The 17,379-nt window shown below is 40.8% G+C and carries 17 protein-coding genes; 6 read left to right on the top strand and 11 right to left on the bottom strand.

What is annotated here, in order from left to right:
* Nucleotides 1–20 precede the first annotated feature (20 nt).
* The 3 genes from PBAT_RS20155 (at nucleotide 21) to clpP (ending at nucleotide 2,267) form a co-directional block, all read left to right on the top strand.
* On the top strand, nucleotides 21–668 hold the full coding sequence (locus PBAT_RS20155) for a DedA family protein (protein WP_068652275.1): 648 nt from the start codon (nucleotides 21–23) through the stop codon (nucleotides 666–668).
* Between the two features lie 248 nt (nucleotides 669–916).
* A complete protein-coding gene (locus PBAT_RS20150) occupies nucleotides 917–1,606 on the top strand; it encodes a sigma-70 family RNA polymerase sigma factor (RefSeq protein ID WP_068652273.1) in 690 nt (229 codons plus the stop codon).
* 76 nt (nucleotides 1,607–1,682) lie between these two features.
* Nucleotides 1,683–2,267 carry an ATP-dependent Clp endopeptidase proteolytic subunit ClpP gene (gene clpP, locus PBAT_RS20145; RefSeq protein WP_068652271.1) on the top strand — a complete coding sequence of 195 codons (585 nt, stop codon included), beginning with the start codon at nucleotides 1,683–1,685 and terminating at the stop codon, nucleotides 2,265–2,267.
* A 158-nt stretch (nucleotides 2,268–2,425) separates the two neighbouring features.
* Here the strand turns inward: clpP and PBAT_RS20140 are convergent, their stop codons facing one another.
* The 3 genes from PBAT_RS20140 to bcp all read right to left on the bottom strand — a co-directional run bounded on the left by PBAT_RS20140 (nucleotide 2,426) and on the right by bcp (nucleotide 5,054).
* Nucleotides 2,426–3,919: a DHA2 family efflux MFS transporter permease subunit gene (locus PBAT_RS20140; RefSeq protein WP_068652268.1), complete on the bottom strand. Its 1,494-nt coding sequence runs from the start codon at nucleotides 3,917–3,919 to the stop codon at nucleotides 2,426–2,428.
* A gap of 3 nt (nucleotides 3,920–3,922) precedes the next feature.
* Nucleotides 3,923–4,417, bottom strand: coding sequence for a MarR family winged helix-turn-helix transcriptional regulator (locus PBAT_RS20135; RefSeq protein WP_084403273.1), 495 nt, complete (start codon nucleotides 4,415–4,417; stop codon nucleotides 3,923–3,925).
* 163 nt (nucleotides 4,418–4,580) lie between these two features.
* Nucleotides 4,581–5,054 carry a thioredoxin-dependent thiol peroxidase gene (gene bcp, locus PBAT_RS20130; RefSeq protein WP_068652266.1) on the bottom strand — a complete coding sequence of 158 codons (474 nt, stop codon included), beginning with the start codon at nucleotides 5,052–5,054 and terminating at the stop codon, nucleotides 4,581–4,583.
* A gap of 141 nt (nucleotides 5,055–5,195) precedes the next feature.
* On the opposite strand from bcp, the gene PBAT_RS20125 reads away from it, so the two are divergent.
* Nucleotides 5,196–6,194: an LCP family protein gene (locus PBAT_RS20125; protein WP_084403272.1), complete on the top strand. Its 999-nt coding sequence runs from the start codon at nucleotides 5,196–5,198 to the stop codon at nucleotides 6,192–6,194.
* 107 nt (nucleotides 6,195–6,301) lie between these two features.
* Entirely contained in the window at nucleotides 6,302–7,612 is a 1,311-nt protein-coding gene (locus PBAT_RS20120) for a glutamate-1-semialdehyde 2,1-aminomutase (protein ID WP_068652311.1), read from the top strand.
* A gap of 62 nt (nucleotides 7,613–7,674) precedes the next feature.
* Here the strand turns inward: PBAT_RS20120 and PBAT_RS20115 are convergent, their stop codons facing one another.
* On the bottom strand, nucleotides 7,675–9,036 hold the full coding sequence (locus PBAT_RS20115; RefSeq protein ID WP_068652264.1) for an aminotransferase-like domain-containing protein: 1,362 nt from the start codon (nucleotides 9,034–9,036) through the stop codon (nucleotides 7,675–7,677).
* A gap of 114 nt (nucleotides 9,037–9,150) precedes the next feature.
* Between PBAT_RS20115 and PBAT_RS20110 the strand changes: the two genes are divergently transcribed.
* Nucleotides 9,151–10,128, top strand: coding sequence for a DMT family transporter (locus tag PBAT_RS20110; protein WP_068652262.1), 978 nt, complete (start codon nucleotides 9,151–9,153; stop codon nucleotides 10,126–10,128).
* Nucleotides 10,129–10,224: 96 nt separating this feature from the next.
* Here PBAT_RS20110 and PBAT_RS20105 read toward each other — a convergent pair whose 3' ends face one another.
* The 7 genes from PBAT_RS20105 to PBAT_RS20075 all read right to left on the bottom strand — a co-directional run bounded on the left by PBAT_RS20105 (nucleotide 10,225) and on the right by PBAT_RS20075 (nucleotide 17,224).
* Nucleotides 10,225–11,484 (bottom strand): stalk domain-containing protein, encoded by a 1,260-nt coding sequence (locus PBAT_RS20105; protein ID WP_068652260.1) that lies wholly within the window; start codon nucleotides 11,482–11,484, stop codon nucleotides 10,225–10,227.
* Between the two features lie 141 nt (nucleotides 11,485–11,625).
* Entirely contained in the window at nucleotides 11,626–12,495 is an 870-nt protein-coding gene (locus tag PBAT_RS20100) for an inositol monophosphatase family protein (RefSeq protein ID WP_068652258.1), read from the bottom strand.
* 246 nt (nucleotides 12,496–12,741) lie between these two features.
* The gene (gene fabI, locus PBAT_RS20095; protein WP_068652257.1) at nucleotides 12,742–13,512 is read right to left on the bottom strand and encodes an enoyl-ACP reductase FabI; all 771 of its coding nucleotides are present in this window, start codon (nucleotides 13,510–13,512) and stop codon (nucleotides 12,742–12,744) included.
* Between the two features lie 113 nt (nucleotides 13,513–13,625).
* Nucleotides 13,626–14,627, bottom strand: a complete 1,002-nt coding sequence (gene uvsE, locus PBAT_RS20090) for a UV DNA damage repair endonuclease UvsE (protein WP_068652254.1) — start codon at nucleotides 14,625–14,627, stop codon at nucleotides 13,626–13,628.
* Nucleotides 14,624–14,944: a hypothetical protein gene (locus PBAT_RS20085; protein WP_068652252.1), complete on the bottom strand. Its 321-nt coding sequence runs from the start codon at nucleotides 14,942–14,944 to the stop codon at nucleotides 14,624–14,626. Before PBAT_RS20085 ends, uvsE begins: the two co-directional genes overlap by 4 nt.
* A 47-nt stretch (nucleotides 14,945–14,991) precedes the next feature.
* On the bottom strand, nucleotides 14,992–16,083 hold the full coding sequence (locus PBAT_RS20080) for a D-alanine--D-alanine ligase (RefSeq protein WP_068652251.1): 1,092 nt from the start codon (nucleotides 16,081–16,083) through the stop codon (nucleotides 14,992–14,994).
* A gap of 136 nt (nucleotides 16,084–16,219) precedes the next feature.
* Entirely contained in the window at nucleotides 16,220–17,224 is a 1,005-nt protein-coding gene (locus tag PBAT_RS20075) for an amidase domain-containing protein (protein ID WP_068652249.1), read from the bottom strand.
* Nucleotides 17,225–17,379 lie beyond the last annotated feature (155 nt).

Below are 17,379 nucleotides of genomic sequence, written 5' to 3'. Positions count from 1 at the left end.
ATATCTGGAGAGTGAGCAAAATGGAAGTACTACGCTGGATTCAACTTCTATTCGAGGAATACGGTTATTTAGTATTGTTTGTAGGTCTGCTATTGGAATTCATCGCTCTCCCCTTCCCTGGAGAAACCACGATGGCTTATGCAGGCTATCTTTCCTATTTAGGTTCGTTGGACTTTGGATGGCTTCTCATTATGGCTTTCCTCGGTACAACGATCGGTATGACAATTACTTATTTCATTGGGCTAAGAGCCGGTCTCCCCTTTGTGAATCGATTTGGCAAATGGATATTTCTATCTCCTCGTAAACTTGAGAAAACACGGAAATGGTTCAGTAAATATGGGCATAACTTAATCCTTATCGGCTACTTCATTCCTGGTGTTCGACATTTCACAGGTTATTTCTCGGGTCTGAATGCTCTTCCCTTCCGTAAATTCGCATTGTATGCCTATAGCGGAGCACTATTCTGGGTCATTCTCTTTCTAAGCGTGGGCAGAATATTCGGTCCCCAATGGCAAGTTGCATTTCACTTGGCAGAAATGTATTCTCTATGGATCGTTGGAGGGATCTTTATCATCGCTCTTATATACATATCCTATCGTTTCCGTAAAAAAGCGATGCTTACGGTGTCTACTAAATCTAGCAAGAAAAGAGTTAAACGGTCATCATGAAATTTACATAGGCTAACATCGGGTGCCCCAAGAATCATTTATAAAATGACTAGGGGCACCCTTTTTCTTTGAATCTATATTTTGAATGGAATTCCGGCTCTCTCCAAGGCTACTTCTTTGCAAGATCTATCATTTGCTCAAGATCCTGATCATTAAGTACATCGAGTGATAATTTAATTAAATGGAGGGCGTATCTTTCAACCCTGCTCATACGTTATATAACCATAGGCCTTGAAGGAGTGATTAACATGTTAATCCACACAACAACAGACACACAAATTGAACTAAAGAAACAATGTGAAGATCTATATACGGTATTGCAACAACACTGTCTCTCTCTAACCAATAATCGTTGGGACGCCGACGATTTAACACAGGAGACACTCGCTAAGACCTTATCCTACTATGCGTCTAAAAGCGAACCAAGTATCACTATGCCCTTACTGCGCACCATTGCACGTAATTCTTGGATTGACGAAGTACGCAAAAAATCTAAGTTGCAGCTGGGTCCGATGGATGAATGCGGTCATGAAGATAAGAGATCAGAGGACCTTCATGAAGCAATGGATCAACTAATTGATAAATTAACGCCCAAACAGCTATTAGCGTTCGTTATGAAGGAAGCTTTCCTCTATTCATTGTCTGAGATCGCAAATACATTACAGATCAAAGAAACAGCAGTTAAAGCACTCTTGTATCGTGCTCGTCAGAAATCTCATGACCATACCGGAGACTTTAGCCAGCACTGGCTCAATATCCCACAAGATTGGTTTAAAAGTCGGCTACTTCAAGCGGTTAAATATGAGAATCCTGCTGTTCTCGAAGAGCTTATTATTGCAATTGGTAAAACAACTTCACAAAAACATGCTCACAAGGAATCGCATTCGCCGGTCTGCATGATGCGTCAAACCTTACCGAAAATCAATATGGCTGCATAAAGTTTTTCTTCGAAAAACTTTAAGTTCATGCTTTCGAAGTAGTTTTTCTTCGAAAAACTTTTAGGAGGAACCAAAAATGAGCATTATACCTTATGTTGTTGAACAAACCTCTCAGGGTGAGAGGTCTTATGATATTTATTCCCGCTTGCTGAAGGATCGCATCGTATTTCTAGGGTCAGAGATTAACGATGCTACGGCTAACAATATTGTCGCACAGCTCCTTTTTCTAGCAGCCGATGATCCGGACAAAGATATATCTCTGTATATTAATAGCCCTGGAGGATCCGTTACTGCTGCTTTTGCAGTGTATGATACGATGCAATTTATCAAACCGAATGTCAGAACCATTTGTACTGGGCTTGCTGCTTCAGCCGCCTCACTACTACTATTAGCTGGTCATAAAGGTAAACGGCTTGCACTTCAGCACAGTGAAATTATGATTCATCAGCCTTTGGGTGGAGCACAAGGCCAGGCATCAGATATTGAAATATCTGCACGTCGTATTCTGAAAATAAAGGACCAACTCAATCGTCTATTTGCTGAGAAAACAGGTCAATCCTTAGAGAAGGTCACTATGGATATGGAAAGAGACTACTTCTTATCAGCTGAAGAAGCCAAGTCCTATGGGATTGTGGATGAAGTCGTATGTTCACCCTTATAACATGAAACCGATCAATAATCCAACTTCTTGTATTCCTAGAAGTTGGATTATTTTGCGCAAGATAAACCCGAAAGCTAGGCACCATATTTGAAATAATTCAAGTGTCCATCTTCCGGGTTGCTATTCATTTATCTACTTCCTACTTTACTCTTCACTATTCAGTGAGCTTCCTTAAGCTCACCCTTCATTTGTTTCACTTCATTATTTGAAATCTCTACAGCCGGTTTCGTTCTTTTAATAAAGAAAGCTAAGACAAGGGCAACTACTGCTAAAGATGTAGCTATTAAGAACGCCTGATTAATACCATGAATAGTAGACTCTGTAACGATATGCGCCATGGCTTCTTTATCTGTGGGAGAAACCCCACCCTCTACAGCCAGCTCGGTAGCACGGCTCTTCGTTTGTGTCGTCATCACGGTAACAAGAATTGCCGTTCCAATCGAACCTGCAATGGTACGTAGTGTATTCGACATCGCTGTACCATGTGCATTCATGCTTTGTGGTAGTTGATTAAGACCAGCCGTCTGGATAGGCATCATCATTAGTGACATTCCAAACATGCGTATCGTATAGATAATGATCATATGTGTGTACGTGGTTGCATCCGTTAAACGAGTAAACTCAAAGGTCGTAACGACGGTAATAAGAAGACCTATCACAGACAACCATCTCGCGCCAACCTTATCGAATATTTTCCCGGTAATCGGAGACATTATACCCATTAGGATCGCACCTGGAAGCATCATTACCCCTGATTCCATAGGTGTGAACTGTCTGATATTTTGTAAGAAGATTGGGAGTAATATCATCCCTGCGTACATTGAAATCGTGATAAGACAGTTAATAATAGTCGTCAATGTAAACATATTATATTTGAAAATTCTAAATTCAAGCATGGGACTTCTCGAAGTCATTTGACGCCATACAAACAGAATCAATGATAAAGTTCCCAGCACTAGACAAGAAAGAACCGTTGTACTTCCCCAACCATCAGTACCTGCATCACTAAATCCGTATAAAAGTCCACCGAATCCAATAGTAGATAATACAACAGATAATATATCAAACTTAGGCTTCGTTACCTTAGTAACATTCTTCAAGAAAAATACACCGATTAATGTAGAAATAGCAGAAAAGGGTAGAATAATGTAGAAAAGGACGCGCCAATCATAGTGTTCTACAATCCAACCTGAAAGTGTTGGTCCAATAGCTGGAGCCAAAATCATAGACATTCCCATCAAACCCATGGCTGCGCCACGCTTCTCAATCGGGAAAATAGTTAAAAATACAACCATCATTAGAGGCATAATAATACCTGCACCTGCGGCTTGGACAACTCTACCCACCATTAATATTCCAAAGTTAGGTGACAGCCCACAAATTAATGTCCCTAACGTAAATAAACTCATTGCTGAAATAAATAACTGTCTCGTTGTAAATCTAGCCATCAGATAGGCTGTGACTGGAATGAGAACGCCGTTGACCAGCATATATCCTGTCGTTAACCATTGTCCTGTTGTAGCATCAATCTTTAAATCATTCATAATGCTAGGTAGGGCAACGTTCAATAACGTTTGGTTAAGAAAAGCTACAAATGCCCCAATCATGAGTGCCACTACGATGGGACCCTTTTTTATATTATCAAGATTCATAATTTACACGATCTCTCCTTGTTGTTGTAGTATCTCATTCACTTGCTGCTGAATCCGCAATAAATCCTGTCTATCCTTATCAGATAACTGATTTAGTGGAGACAACGACTGCATATAAGCACGTTCCATTCGATCTTGTAATGCATCTCCTTCATCTGTTATTCGCAGCGTTACTGATCTCCGATCACTTTCTAGTCGCTTACGAATCACTAATCCTGACTTCACCAATCGTTCTACTACTCCGCTGGTCGTACTATTCCCAAGCAGGATTAGGTCAGCCAGTTCGGATAATCCAATATCGGGATGATCATGAAGTGTTCGTAATACATGATATTGCATAAATGTGGTGCCCAAAGCATCCGCATTCTTCCGTAACAAATTAAAAAGCGAATGCTTCACTTGGTTAAAAGAATGTAATACTTCACGAATCTGTTCCTTAGAATCAATATCCATATCTTCAACACTTTGCTCCGTATGATGACCCATATTATTTCGCATACGAATTATTGTAATCCTTACTATCTTATCATGTCAATATAAACATAAGATAAAAGTTACATATGTTATTTCCAAAACGTTTTCATAAATGAACGTCATGAAACAGCAAATCAACTTACCTTATAGGCATGTCCGTCGATTTGCTATCATACATTTGTAATAGTTATTGTTCTAACAACTGTAGTGTCGTTAATACTTCTTCTGAGTGTCCAGCGACTTTAACTTTGCGCCATTCCTTCACAAGTATTCCCTCTTCATTTATAAGAAACGTGGATCTCACAATACCTAAGTATTCTCTTCCATACATTTTCTTAAGCTGCCACACGCCATACATTTCACTTACCACATGATCTGCATCTGATAAAAGAAGAAACGGTAGATCATTACGCTCGATAAATTTACCGTGTGATTTCACTTCATCCGGACTAATTCCGAGTATAAATGCACCTAGCTTCTCAATATCTGAATTAGCATCTCGGAAGTTACAAGCTTCCGTTGTACACCCAGGAGTCATATTCTTAGGATAGAAATAAAGTACAACCTTACGGCCTAGATAATCACTTAATGATATCCTTTCTCCATTTGAAGCCATAAGTGTGAATGGTGGAGCGCTCTGACCTATTTGTAAAGATTCCATGATTAATTATCTCCTTTATATGTCATTATTCTACTTATTAAATTGATTGTATCTGCAAAAAAAATTATAATGTAATGAACACTATTCCTTCAATGTCGAAAAATGTACCTATTTCCGGAGTTATGAAAGGAAGACGCTTGAATGACGAGAAAGAAGAAAAGAACCATCTGGTTGGTTCTTGCTGTACTCTTACTTGCAGTGATTGGTTATACAGTGTATTATTTCACATCCATTTATAATGGTCTAGAAGGATTGCACAAAGAAGGCGAAGCATCTCCGTTCAGTCATTTAGAACAAGTTGAAGCCAAAGTGCCTGAACCTCCCAAATGGGAAGGGACCGAGCTAGTCAGTATTCTGATCATGGGTGTGGATGGTCGTGATGTAACCAAAGGAGATATCCCTCGCTCTGACAGTATGATGGTAGTCACATTAGACCCCCTACAGAAGAAAATTCATCTTTTCTCCATTCTAAGAGATACTTACACCAATATTCCTGAATACCGGAAAGACCGTATTAATGCAGCTATTACACACGGACCTAACACAGCAATGAAAGCTATCGGTGATCTTCTGGGTATCCCCGTTCAATATTATGTATACACCGACTTCCAAGGATTCATTAAACTTGTTGATGCATTGGGTGGTGTTGATTTCTATGTGGAAAAAGACATGAAGTATAGCAGTAATGCAGACAAGCACGAATACGATATTAATCTTAAAAAGGGTCAACAGCATCTTGATGGCGATAAAGCATTACAATATGTTCGTTTTCGACATGATGCGTTATCTGACTTCACACGAACCGAGAGGCAAAGAGCCTTTCTAAAAACAGTGGCTGATAAAATGAAGTCTACCACGACAATCATGAAGCTTCCCTCCATCTTAGAAGGCGTTAGTGAATTTGTTGATACCAATCTGTCTACGAATGATATGTGGAAACTTGCTAACATTGGATATCAAAGTTCGATGGCAGGTAGCGAACAAATCCCTCCTATGAACCTTCTCAAAGAGGAAATCGTTGGTTCTGCATCCGTTATTACAGTGAAGGATTTAGATGAATTGCATGAGTATGTACAGAATGTATTTAAAACACCTACATCTACGATTGATGATGGAAACGTTACTCCGATGAAAGAATAATACTATAAATAATGAAGCTATCCACACTTATAGGGAGCAACCGTAGCTAATTCATAGCGACATACACCTGCTCCCCGTGAAATAGCGAAAGGAAGTTTATACAGATGATGAAACGTACACAATCCGAACTTTTATATCAAGAAGCATTGCAGCATATTGTTGGAGGCGTCAATAGCCCTTCTCGCTCATTCAAAGCGGTAGGTGGCGGGGCGCCCGTCTTTATGAAACGGGCCAAAGGAGCTCATTTCTTCGATGCCGATGACAACCAATATATTGACTATCTTGCAGCATACGGTCCTATCATTACAGGACATGCCCATCCCCATATTACAGCGGCTATAACTAGAGCAGCTGAGAATGGTGTATTGTACGGGGCTCCAACCGAATGGGAAATACAATTAGCGAAAATGCTAAAAGATGCGATCCCTTCCATGGATAAGGTTCGATTTGTGAATTCTGGCACTGAAGCTGTTATGACCACGATCCGAGTCGCAAGGGCTTATACCAAGCGTAGCAAAATCATTAAATTTGCTGGCTGTTATCACGGTCATTCAGACTTGGTACTTGTAGCCGCTGGATCAGGTCCATCTACACTCGGTATTCCAGATAGTGCTGGGGTTCCGGCTAGTATCGCACAAGAAGTCATCACCGTACCATTTAATGACTTAGAATCACTTAAATCCGCACTCGAACGTTGGGGTGATGATGTTGCTGCTGTTATGGTTGAACCAATCGTAGGTAATTTCGGAATGGTAATGCCTCAAGATGGCTTCCTGGAAGGTCTATGCAAGATGACTCATGATAATGGCTCTCTTGTGATCTATGACGAGGTCATCACAGCATTCCGTTTCCATTATGGATCAACACAGACATTTGCTGGTCTAAAGAATCATGAGTCAATCGTACCTGATCTGACAGCTTTAGGTAAAATCATTGGTGGTGGATTACCTATCGGTGCCTACGGTGGCAGAAAACATGTTATGGAACAAGTCGCACCGCTCGGACCTGCTTATCAAGCCGGAACGATGGCAGGTAACCCAGCCTCCATTCTGTCAGGTATTGCTTGTCTAGAGGTATTACAAGGCGAAGGTGTCTATGAAGAAATGAATCGTCTTGCAGTGAAACTTACTGATGGTCTTCAAGCGTCCTCAGATCGTCATGGAATCCCACTAACGATTAATCAAATTCGTGGTTCTTTCTCTACCCATTTCTGTGATCATCCGATTACGAATTATGAAGAAGCGCAGGATACCGATGGTGAAATGTTTGCTTCATTCTTCCGCCATATGTTGAATCGTGGCATTAATCTCGCTCCATCTAAATATGAAGCTTGGTTCCTTACCACAGCTCATACAGATGCAGATATTGACCAGACTCTTGAAGCTGCAGATGATTCACTTCGAGAAATGGCACTATAGTATTCAACTTATATCATAAAATAATAACAATCCGACTCAGATTATAGAGTCGGATTGTTTGTTTATCGCGAAATGTTCAATCTATCAATTTCCTGACGAATGATTCTGATTCCTGTATCTATACTGGTATGTGGAACATTAGATACGTTCAATCTCAGCGTCTTCTCGGTATATCCTCCAGCTAGATAATAATTTTCGGTACTGTCTACAATAATGTTCCGCTTCATTAATGCATGTCTCAGCGTTTCAAATGGGAGTTTTCTTGGAATGGGCATAACAGTATGAACACACCGGTTTCGAGGTGCAGCTGCGAATAACTCATGATCAGAATTCATAGTTAGAGCTTCGTTCAGTTGTTTTATTTTTTTATTATATGAAGCCTTAATTCGCTCACGGTGACGTTCGAACATGCCACTTTTCATATATATTTCAAGTGCTGCTTGAGATAACGTTGAAGTATCAATGTCCAAAAGCACTTTGAATCGGCTGAATGTGTCAATCAATACTGGAGGGAGTACAGCAACACCTACCCGTAGGCCTGGAAAAAGAATTTTAGAATAACTTTTGAGATAAATTACATGAGGTGAAGGAGCATATGTATAAATAGGATCCGCCTTCGAATCGCTCTCTAAATCTGCTAGATAATCATCCTCAACAATGTATACGTCATACTTATCGGCAAGTCGTGCGATTTCCTGCTTCTGTCTCATCGTCAAAGATGTTCCAAGAGGGTTATGGAACCGAGGCATCGTATAAAAGAACTTTATCTTTCCAGAGGCGAATATCCCCTCCAACTTCTCGAGATCTATCCCCTCTTCATTTCTAGGTATTCCTATTACCGGGACTTTCAAGGTTTTTAACATTTCAATAAGTAGAAAATAACCCGGTTGCTCAATTACAATCGTGTCCCGACCATTCGGAAAAGGCATCGAGACAAGAATAGCTAACGCTTGCTGAACACCCGATGTCACTACAATTTGATCCCTTTTGGCAAACACCTGATATCCGTCTAAGTGTTTCTGCAGAACCTGAATCAGAGAAGGGAGCCCCTTAAGTGTACCGTATGTGAACAAATCATCCTGATAAGCATCGATAGCTTTATTTATACAATGTTGAAAATCTATATACGGGAATACATGTTTATCTGGTGCAGATGATGCAAAATCCAATACATCCTCTTGACTGCTCTCGACCAATTTTTTTCTACTCTCTCTCTGCTTCTGTACCACGTAATATCCACTCTGAGGAATCGAATAAATGAGATGACGTTTCTCCATTTCCTCATAAGCACGAATGACTGTGCTTTTGCTACAGTCATACATGTCTGCCAAATTTCTAATCGAAGGTAATTTCTTTCCTTGAGAGAATTCACCTTCTTGAATCCGTTCTTCAAGCGCTAGAATCAGTCGTGAGTATTTATTCATAGTTCCTCCCATAGTCAAATCTGTACCGGTACACTTAGGTTTAGTTGTTATTGTAGCGCATTCCAGTGCACCTGTATATTGAATACATTAGTTAAACACACTGGAGGGATACGCTTGAATACTACACGTGAGAATGGCCCCGCCTATCTGGCTGCATTTCTATATGCCATCATTATCGGATTCTCTTTTTTATTTGTTAAAATGACGATCTCAGCAGCCCATCCCTTAGATGTGCTAGCGCATCGTTTTGCACTTTCCTTCCTTGCTGCCAGTATTCCTGTAATCTTAGGTTGGATGCCTGTACGAATTGAACAGAAAGACTTATGGCCCATTATCCGACTATCTTTATTGTCTCCCGTCTTATTCTTCTCCTTCCAAGCTTTCGGGCTTATGAATGCATCTTCATCTGAGGCTGGAATCATTCAGGCATCCGTGCCAGTCTTCACATTATTACTTGCTTCATACTTCCTCAAAGAACGGAGCAGCCGTCTACAAAAAGTTTCTTTACTTGTCTCCGTAGCTGGTGTCATCTTCATCTTCACTATGAAAGGCGGTTCTCTGTTAGGTTCGGGTAACTTTCAAGGTGTGTCCTTACTACTTCTTTCAGCACTTTCGTTCGCTGGATATAGTGTACTTGCACGACCTTTAACTCGTACCTTTAAACCGATGGAACTGACCTACATCACGCTCGGAGTTGGCTTCATCCTATTTAATATTATGGCTGTAGGAAGACACACTGTTGATAGATCTTTGAATGAATTCTTCCAGCCACTAACAGACATACGTTATATTGGTGCATTACTATATCTCGGCATACTCTCAACGATGATTACAACATTACTCTCAAGCTTCGCACTCTCACGAATTGAAGCTTCCAAAATGAGCGTATTCAGTAATTTCTCTACACTTGTATCTATGGCAGCAGGCGCCCTATTCCTGAACGAGCAATTACGTTACTATCATATCATTGGGTCCTTGATGATTATTCTAGGCGTGCTCGGTACTAACTTCCTTGGGAATAAACGCGGTACTATAGATACTAGAAAGCAGATGGTGCGTGCTGAATCAGTCCCTCAGAAAAACGAGGTCTAGCTATTTAAATCCGCTAAATAAAGAAGCACTAAATAAAAAACAGTAGACCAAGGATAATTTCACCTTGATGCCTACTGTTATTTAATAAATCAGCATTTACGGATTAATAAAAGCCGTTCTTAATTTAGAACTAAATTCCACTTCTAGACCTAGCCCTGTTGCTAATAATGCTAAAGGTACATACGTTTTATTCTCTTTGCCTACCTTGTATAAAAATGCTGGTGTATCTGTAGGCACGGATTGGCCATTAACCAATACGCTAGTGGAACCTATCTTAATAATAACCGTGCGTGTGTCGTAGGTAATTGTAGCACTGGAAGTACGACTATCCCATTTAGAGGTAGCACCCACAGCAGTAACAATATCCTGAATCGCTACGAAATTCTGATTATTACGTAAGACAGGCTTATATGATGTATTTAGTTCTTTTCCCTTCACCACAATCGTCATAGGAAGGGTTTTGTCAATAATGCTAGGCTTACGGTATTCTCCCCAGACCGTCTCTGCGAATACTTTAGCAATTGCCTCATATCCAAATTGATTAGGATGAATATCTCTGTCCGCAATGATATGGGTCATGGTTCCCTCGCCGCCAACAAACTCTTTGGCTACATGAGCAACCTTAACATTGACGCCTTGACTCTGGTAGCCTGCTGCCATTTTATCTACAATACCTGAGAATGTATCAGAAGCTGCGATCAACTTGGGATACATAGCTTGATTAGCAATTGAAGGTACTGGCTGATATTGATCGGCAACCACAATAAGAGCATCCGAGTTCAATTCATGTAAATTCCCAATAACTGAAGTCATTGAAGTGATATATGATGTGAATAAGTTCTCCATGCTTGAAGTGAAATCAGCACTTCCCGGTGTTAACGCACTTTCAATAATAGGTCTAAGATCATTACCACCGATCGTAATCGTAATGAGGTCGGCTGAGGCAATATCGGCTTTCAGTTGGACTGCAGAAGCACCTATATCTTCAGCTCTAGGATCAGACAACCCTACCTGAATTGCATCTGCCGAAATAGCTTGCCCCTTCTTCGCTGCTTCAACGAAATGCTCTAACCCTGCTCCTTTCAAACCTAATATTCCATAATTAGATAGTGTTGTTCTGCTATGAAATAGCCCCTGTTCATATAATCGCTCCACGAAACCATAAGGCTTGCTGTTCATATCCATTTTAGGTTCATATCCAACCGTAATAGAGTCACCCAATGCCACAATCCTATAGGACTTCGCCTGAGCCTCCTGTCCCTGTGCAACTGTAGACGCACTTACAGAACCTATCAATACGGTAGATAGCATTACTATTCCGGTCGCAGCCGAAATAAACTTTTTCCATTGAAGCATATCTTCAACTCCCTTTCGTATAATTCGGTCCCTTTATTCCCCATTTGATCCCGATCCATTTATCTTACCATTGCTATTGCACATAAAAAAAGAGTAATTCCCAAATTCAAGGAAATTACTCTTTAGCCTACTACCATAATTCTACAATCCGGTTGCTCCTGCTTCCTTCAGAGAACCAACTATCTCATCATGAATATGTCCATTACTAGCCACAATATGTCTTACACTTAAGTCATATGGACGACCAAGGGTATCCGTAACTGTCCCTCCAGATTCCTTCACCAATAGCATACCTGCCGCTAGATCCCATGCATTCAGTCCAATTTCCCAAAATCCGCTGACTCTTCCTGTTGCAACATAAGCCAAGTGTAAAGCTGCTGAACCACTAGAACGGATATTACGAACCTTCGGTGCTAAATGCTGAAGACCTGCCATATTAATAGGCAATGCAAATTTCTCATCCGCAGGAAACCCCGTTGCTAGAAGACTTGTAGCGAGTGTTTCTTCATTCGATACTCTCGTGGTTTTACCATGTACATAGGCCCCCTTGCCTTTTTCAGCCACAAACAACTCATCCTTATTAGGGTCATAAATGACACCAACAATGACTTCGCCTTTATGAGCAAGTGCAATCGAAACCGCATAAAATGGATAACCGTGTACATAATTCGTTGTGCCATCTAAAGGATCTACAATCCATAAGTATTCTTCTTGTAATGATTCCTTCAATGCTTGAGCAGAAGCTTCTGGTCCAGGCTCCACACCCTCTTCACCAAGAATAGCATGATCCGGGAAATGAGTCAGAATAAGCTTACGAATCATTTGCTCAGCACCTTTATCGACTTCCGTCACTAAATCTTGAGGAGAGAATTTAGTATCTAATTCTTTCACCGTGCCTACTCTACTCTTAATCCATTCCCCAACTTTTGCTGCCGCATTAATAGCAACTGCTGTATAGCCTTTGCTTGTCACGACATAAGGTACTTTATCCTCTTGGTTCAAAGCAATCATCTACTTTCTATTATAAATCTAGCAATTCAAATCTTCATTTTACAAGTATACGCCATTCCTTGTTCAAAGTTTCGCCTAAATGATGCTATTATAGCCCTTTTCTTATTCTATTATATCATCCATTCTAAATATCAAATAAAAAGTTCGTCCTTAGCCGCGCCTTTTCTTGGGCTTGGATCAAGAACGAACTTTGATATTGTTCACACTTAAGTACTGTCGTGGTTCATAGTCGATTTAGTCAAAGGTCTATACCCCAACAATGTGATATCCACTATCAACATATATGACCTCACCTGTTATACCACGCGACAAATGACTCATTAAGAACATCGCTGTGTCTCCTACTTCTGTTGTATCTGTTCCGCGACGTAATGGAGATTTCTCCTCAACAACCTTCAGCATAACGTTGAAGTCTCCAATACCCTTAGCTGCTAAAGTACGAATCGGACCTGCTGAAATCGCATTGACTCGAATATTACGCTCTCCCAGATCATTAGCCAAATACATAACAGAAGATTCCAATGCAGCTTTAGCCACACCCATTACGTTGTAATTACGCATAACACGTACAGCACCCATATACGTTAGTGTCACGACACTACCACCTTCTGTCATAAGGGACTGTAGCCGTTGTACGACAGCAACGAGCGAATACACGCTAACATCCTGAGCTAGAGCAAAACCATCTCGGGAAGTCTCATAGAATTGACCTGCCAAGTCTTCCCCTTTGGCAAAAGCAATACAGTGTGCAATCCCATGGATTACACCAAATTCCCCTTTAAGCGTCTCTGTAAGTTGATCGATATCTGAATCTTTTGTGACATCACAAGGAAGAACCAAGGAATTCGGAATCGTATCCGCTAATTTACGTACACGTCCTTCTACCCGTTCACTTTCATATGTAAATGCAAGGCGCGCACCTTCGGCTGCTAAGCTCTGAGCAATTCCCCAGGCGATGCTCCGATCATTAGCTACACCCATCACAACTACATTTTTTCCTTCCAATAACTTGCCCATCTATCGTTATCTCCCTTCAAGAACCCCAAAGTAATCATCATTACCGAGATTTGTATTTTATTTCAAAATACCTTATTTCACCTATTGTTTCAAGTAGTGATTCCCTTTGCACGTTAGATGAGAATCTCGATGCTTGCATCATCCAGAATCGTTATCCCTTCAGATGTGTTCTGTTTCATATCCTTCATCAGGTCAAACAACGCAACATCTTTACTTTTAGCCTCAATCATAACATCCAAATGTTGCGTATCCTGGGAGATATGTCTCAAGAAATCAAGCAACGGGCCAATCTCTATACCATCAGCGTGGCTCCTTATATCCGTAACACTTCTTGGACTCGATACATGAATTTTGGGTGCAAGTGGTGTACCTGGTAGCGTGTCTGCTTGTGCAAGCGAACTTTGCCAAGTCTTAAGAATATCTGGCCATAATTCCCAAGGACGTTCTCCTTCATTGTTAACCCATTGATGATGAATATCTAGTACCATGGGTAGCCCCGAGTTCTGACATACACTTAATGTTTCAACCGCATTAAATGTCTTATCATCGTTTTCTAGCGTCAACCGTTCCTTTATATCCTGACTCAATTGTGAACAATGTTCTTCAAACCGTGCTGCCGAAGTAAGCTTGTCCCCATATGCCCCACCTATATGAATATTATTCTTAGCAGTAGCATTTAGTCCCATCGCTTTAAGCATAGCCACATGATGTTGCAGATCACGCACAGAGTTAATTAATACTTCTGGTCGTGGTGTGCTTAGTACAGTGAAATGGTCCGGATGAAAGGAAACACGCATACCATGTTTGTGTACAAAATCTCCTATTTCAGCAAATGAATCCTGTAGTATAGCCATAGGGTTCCAATCCGCAAGATCCGGATGAGTCGCTAAAGGAACTAACTTGGATGAGAAGCGATAGACTTTAATGTCGTGCGCAACAGAATGTTTCAGAAGCCGTAACGTATTGTGTAAATTCTCCTGAGCAATACGTTCCAGCTTCCGAAGCGCCGCGTCCCGATCCCCTATCTTATTAAAGCTTGCCATTGTCATCGTCTTGGAGGGGGATGCATTCTGCACCACCATGGACATAGCTACATATCCGAAACGGACAATCATACTTCTTGTTCGCTGAAGAACATCTCATACGCCAGATCCGTCTGAATACGAGATTCTTCTGGATTCAATTTACGAATGAATTCCATTTCCACTTCCGTTACTTCTTCTCCCTGAAAATTAATCTCAGCGATGCATCCAACAAGCTTAACGATTGCGATTGCTACATTATCTGGCGTGTAAGCAATCACCTTCTGTCCTGTAGGATAGACACGAAAGCCCTTCTTCACCATTTTACCGCGTCCATACTCCATTAATTCATATAGTTCTTGCTCGCTCTTAAACTTACATACTGAGTTGAATTCCGTCTGAAAACCCATACCAGATTCCTCTTTTCTATTCTAAGATAAAAGGTCTAGACTACAGATTAGTTATTGTAATCCAGTGCCTGTTTGCTGGCGAAACGTTCTAATGCTAATTCAATCATTCTGTCTAGCAAAGCAGCATAACTTAATCCTGTCTCCCGCCACAATAGCGGATACATACTGTAAGGCGTAAATCCAGGCATTGTATTCAATTCGTTGATAAAGATAGCCCCATCCGAATTACGAACGAAAAAGTCTGCACGACTAATGCCAGATCCTTCGATCGCTTGAAAAGCCACAATAGCAGCTTCTCTTATCCGATCAGCCATTTCTGAATCCAGTGGTGCTGGGATCAGCATCTGTGATTGACCATCCGTATATTTAGCAGCGTAGTCATAATACTCACTTGAGGATACAATCTCACCCGGAACAGAAGCCATAGGTTCATCATTCCCTAGAACGCTAACTTCAACTTCTCTAGCATCTACAAATTCTTCAACAATAACCTTAGTGTCGTAACGGAAAGCGAATTCAACAGCTTTTGTCAGTTCTTCACGATCTTTCGCCTTAGAAACTCCTACGCTAGATCCTAAATTAGCCGGCTTAACAAAACATGGATATCCTAAATGATCTTCCACACCTATGACAAGATCATAGCTATCACGCTTCCATTGGCTACGAGTGAAATATCGATAACCACACTGTGGTAATCCCGCTTCGCCAAATAGCTTCTTCATAACAACCTTATCCATCCCTGCAGCAGAAGCTAATACCCCTGCACCAACATAAGGTATATTAGCCATTTCGAATAATCCTTGAATCGTACCATCTTCCCCAAAGGTTCCATGAAGGATTGGAAACATAAGATCCAATTTCACTTGCGATTCGTTACTACCATATAATCGACTGAATAGCACACTTAGTGCAGCCTCAGTTCCTTCAGCATTATTCTCAAGCTTAAGCTCTTCAATTCGTTCAAAAGGGGACTGTCTTAGCTCCCCTTTGCGCCACTCGCCTTGCTTCGTAATATAGAAAGGAATAATTTCATATTTATTGTAATCAAAAGCATTCATCACTGCAAAAGCCGATTGTAATGAAACCTCATGTTCTCCTGATTTACCGCCATATACAACACCTACTGTAGATTTACTCATGCCTAACCTCTTTCTTTCATATATAATTTAATTTCTCTCATCTATATAGATTGAACTAATGACGAGCCCCCATATTTATAATTCGCTTTAGAAATGATTGAACTTATGAGTGCATAATTTTGTTCAATCTATATACTTAGAACACATCTGGAATATGTAAGAACTGATACCTCGTATTCTTCTGCCACGCATAGGAATCTTTGTAATCCCAATAACGGTGCCGACTACTTACAGTATTAGCATTTACTAAGGGCATTCCACCCGCATCATAAGCTGTCACAATGGTGCTATGCTCATAGTTGCCATTGCCATCCCAATCATAGACGATGACATCACCCAGCATGAGTTGTTCCGCCCGATCAACAACTTCTGCTCTCAAACCCCAAGTACTCGTTCTTAGCATTTGTTCTAAACTGTTTGATACCGCCCAACTATAACTCCACCATTCCTTGCCACCAAGATATCCTTTATACCACCATCCTGTAGCTCTGTTACCAGTATAGTGGATTGGAGCCCCCCCTGCAAAGAGACATTGCGAGATATAATTCGTACAATTGACCTCAAAAGCTGTGAATTCTGGATTCTCTGAATCCCACCAGCGATCTGCATAAGCTACGGCGTCATCTCTACGATATTTAGATGATCGACGCCCACCTCCGCCTCCTAGTATATTTGCATTTAGATAAGGTCCCGTAGCTCCGCCATACATCTCTTCTGTCCCCTTTGAAGATAATACATTTTGTGAGAGTGGGTGATGTTCTGTAGTCAATTGTTCTACCGAAACAATGACCCATTCCTCTCCATCGCGAATAAATGTAAGACGTTGACGCTGTATTGTATCTTCTCGATGAGTCATTCCACCCTTCGTATAAAAAAGATGCGAATGCAGTTGTATGTCTACAACCACTTCTTGAGGCGTCTCATGAATCGTTCGTAACAGTGTAGCCCTTGTCTCACTTCGTAACGGCTGAGCATCTCGTAACTTATACCAATCACCAAGTCTCTGCGTTCGTTCTGATCTCTCCATTAAATATGTTAAATCTGTTACGATTTGATGCCTCGTCTCTGCTCGGTCATCGATCTGAAACTGATTGTATTGATTAACAAAAGTAAAAAGGACTTGCTTCCATTCCTGCTCCATAAGATCAATTCTCCTTTATTGCAAATTGTACACACCTATATATCTCAATATATGAACGTAATCCTTGCTCTATCCATTTATTCTCATGTTGTAAAAGACCCTTTGCATTTGATTCGGATTTATATCTTACTTCATTAAATATGTATCAGAATAAG

The organism is Paenibacillus antarcticus (assembly GCF_001637225.1).
In the GTDB taxonomy this organism is placed as follows: Bacteria; Bacillota; Bacilli; order Paenibacillales; family Paenibacillaceae; genus Paenibacillus_AQ; species Paenibacillus_AQ antarcticus.
This window is presented reverse-complemented; position numbering and strand designations above follow the sequence as displayed.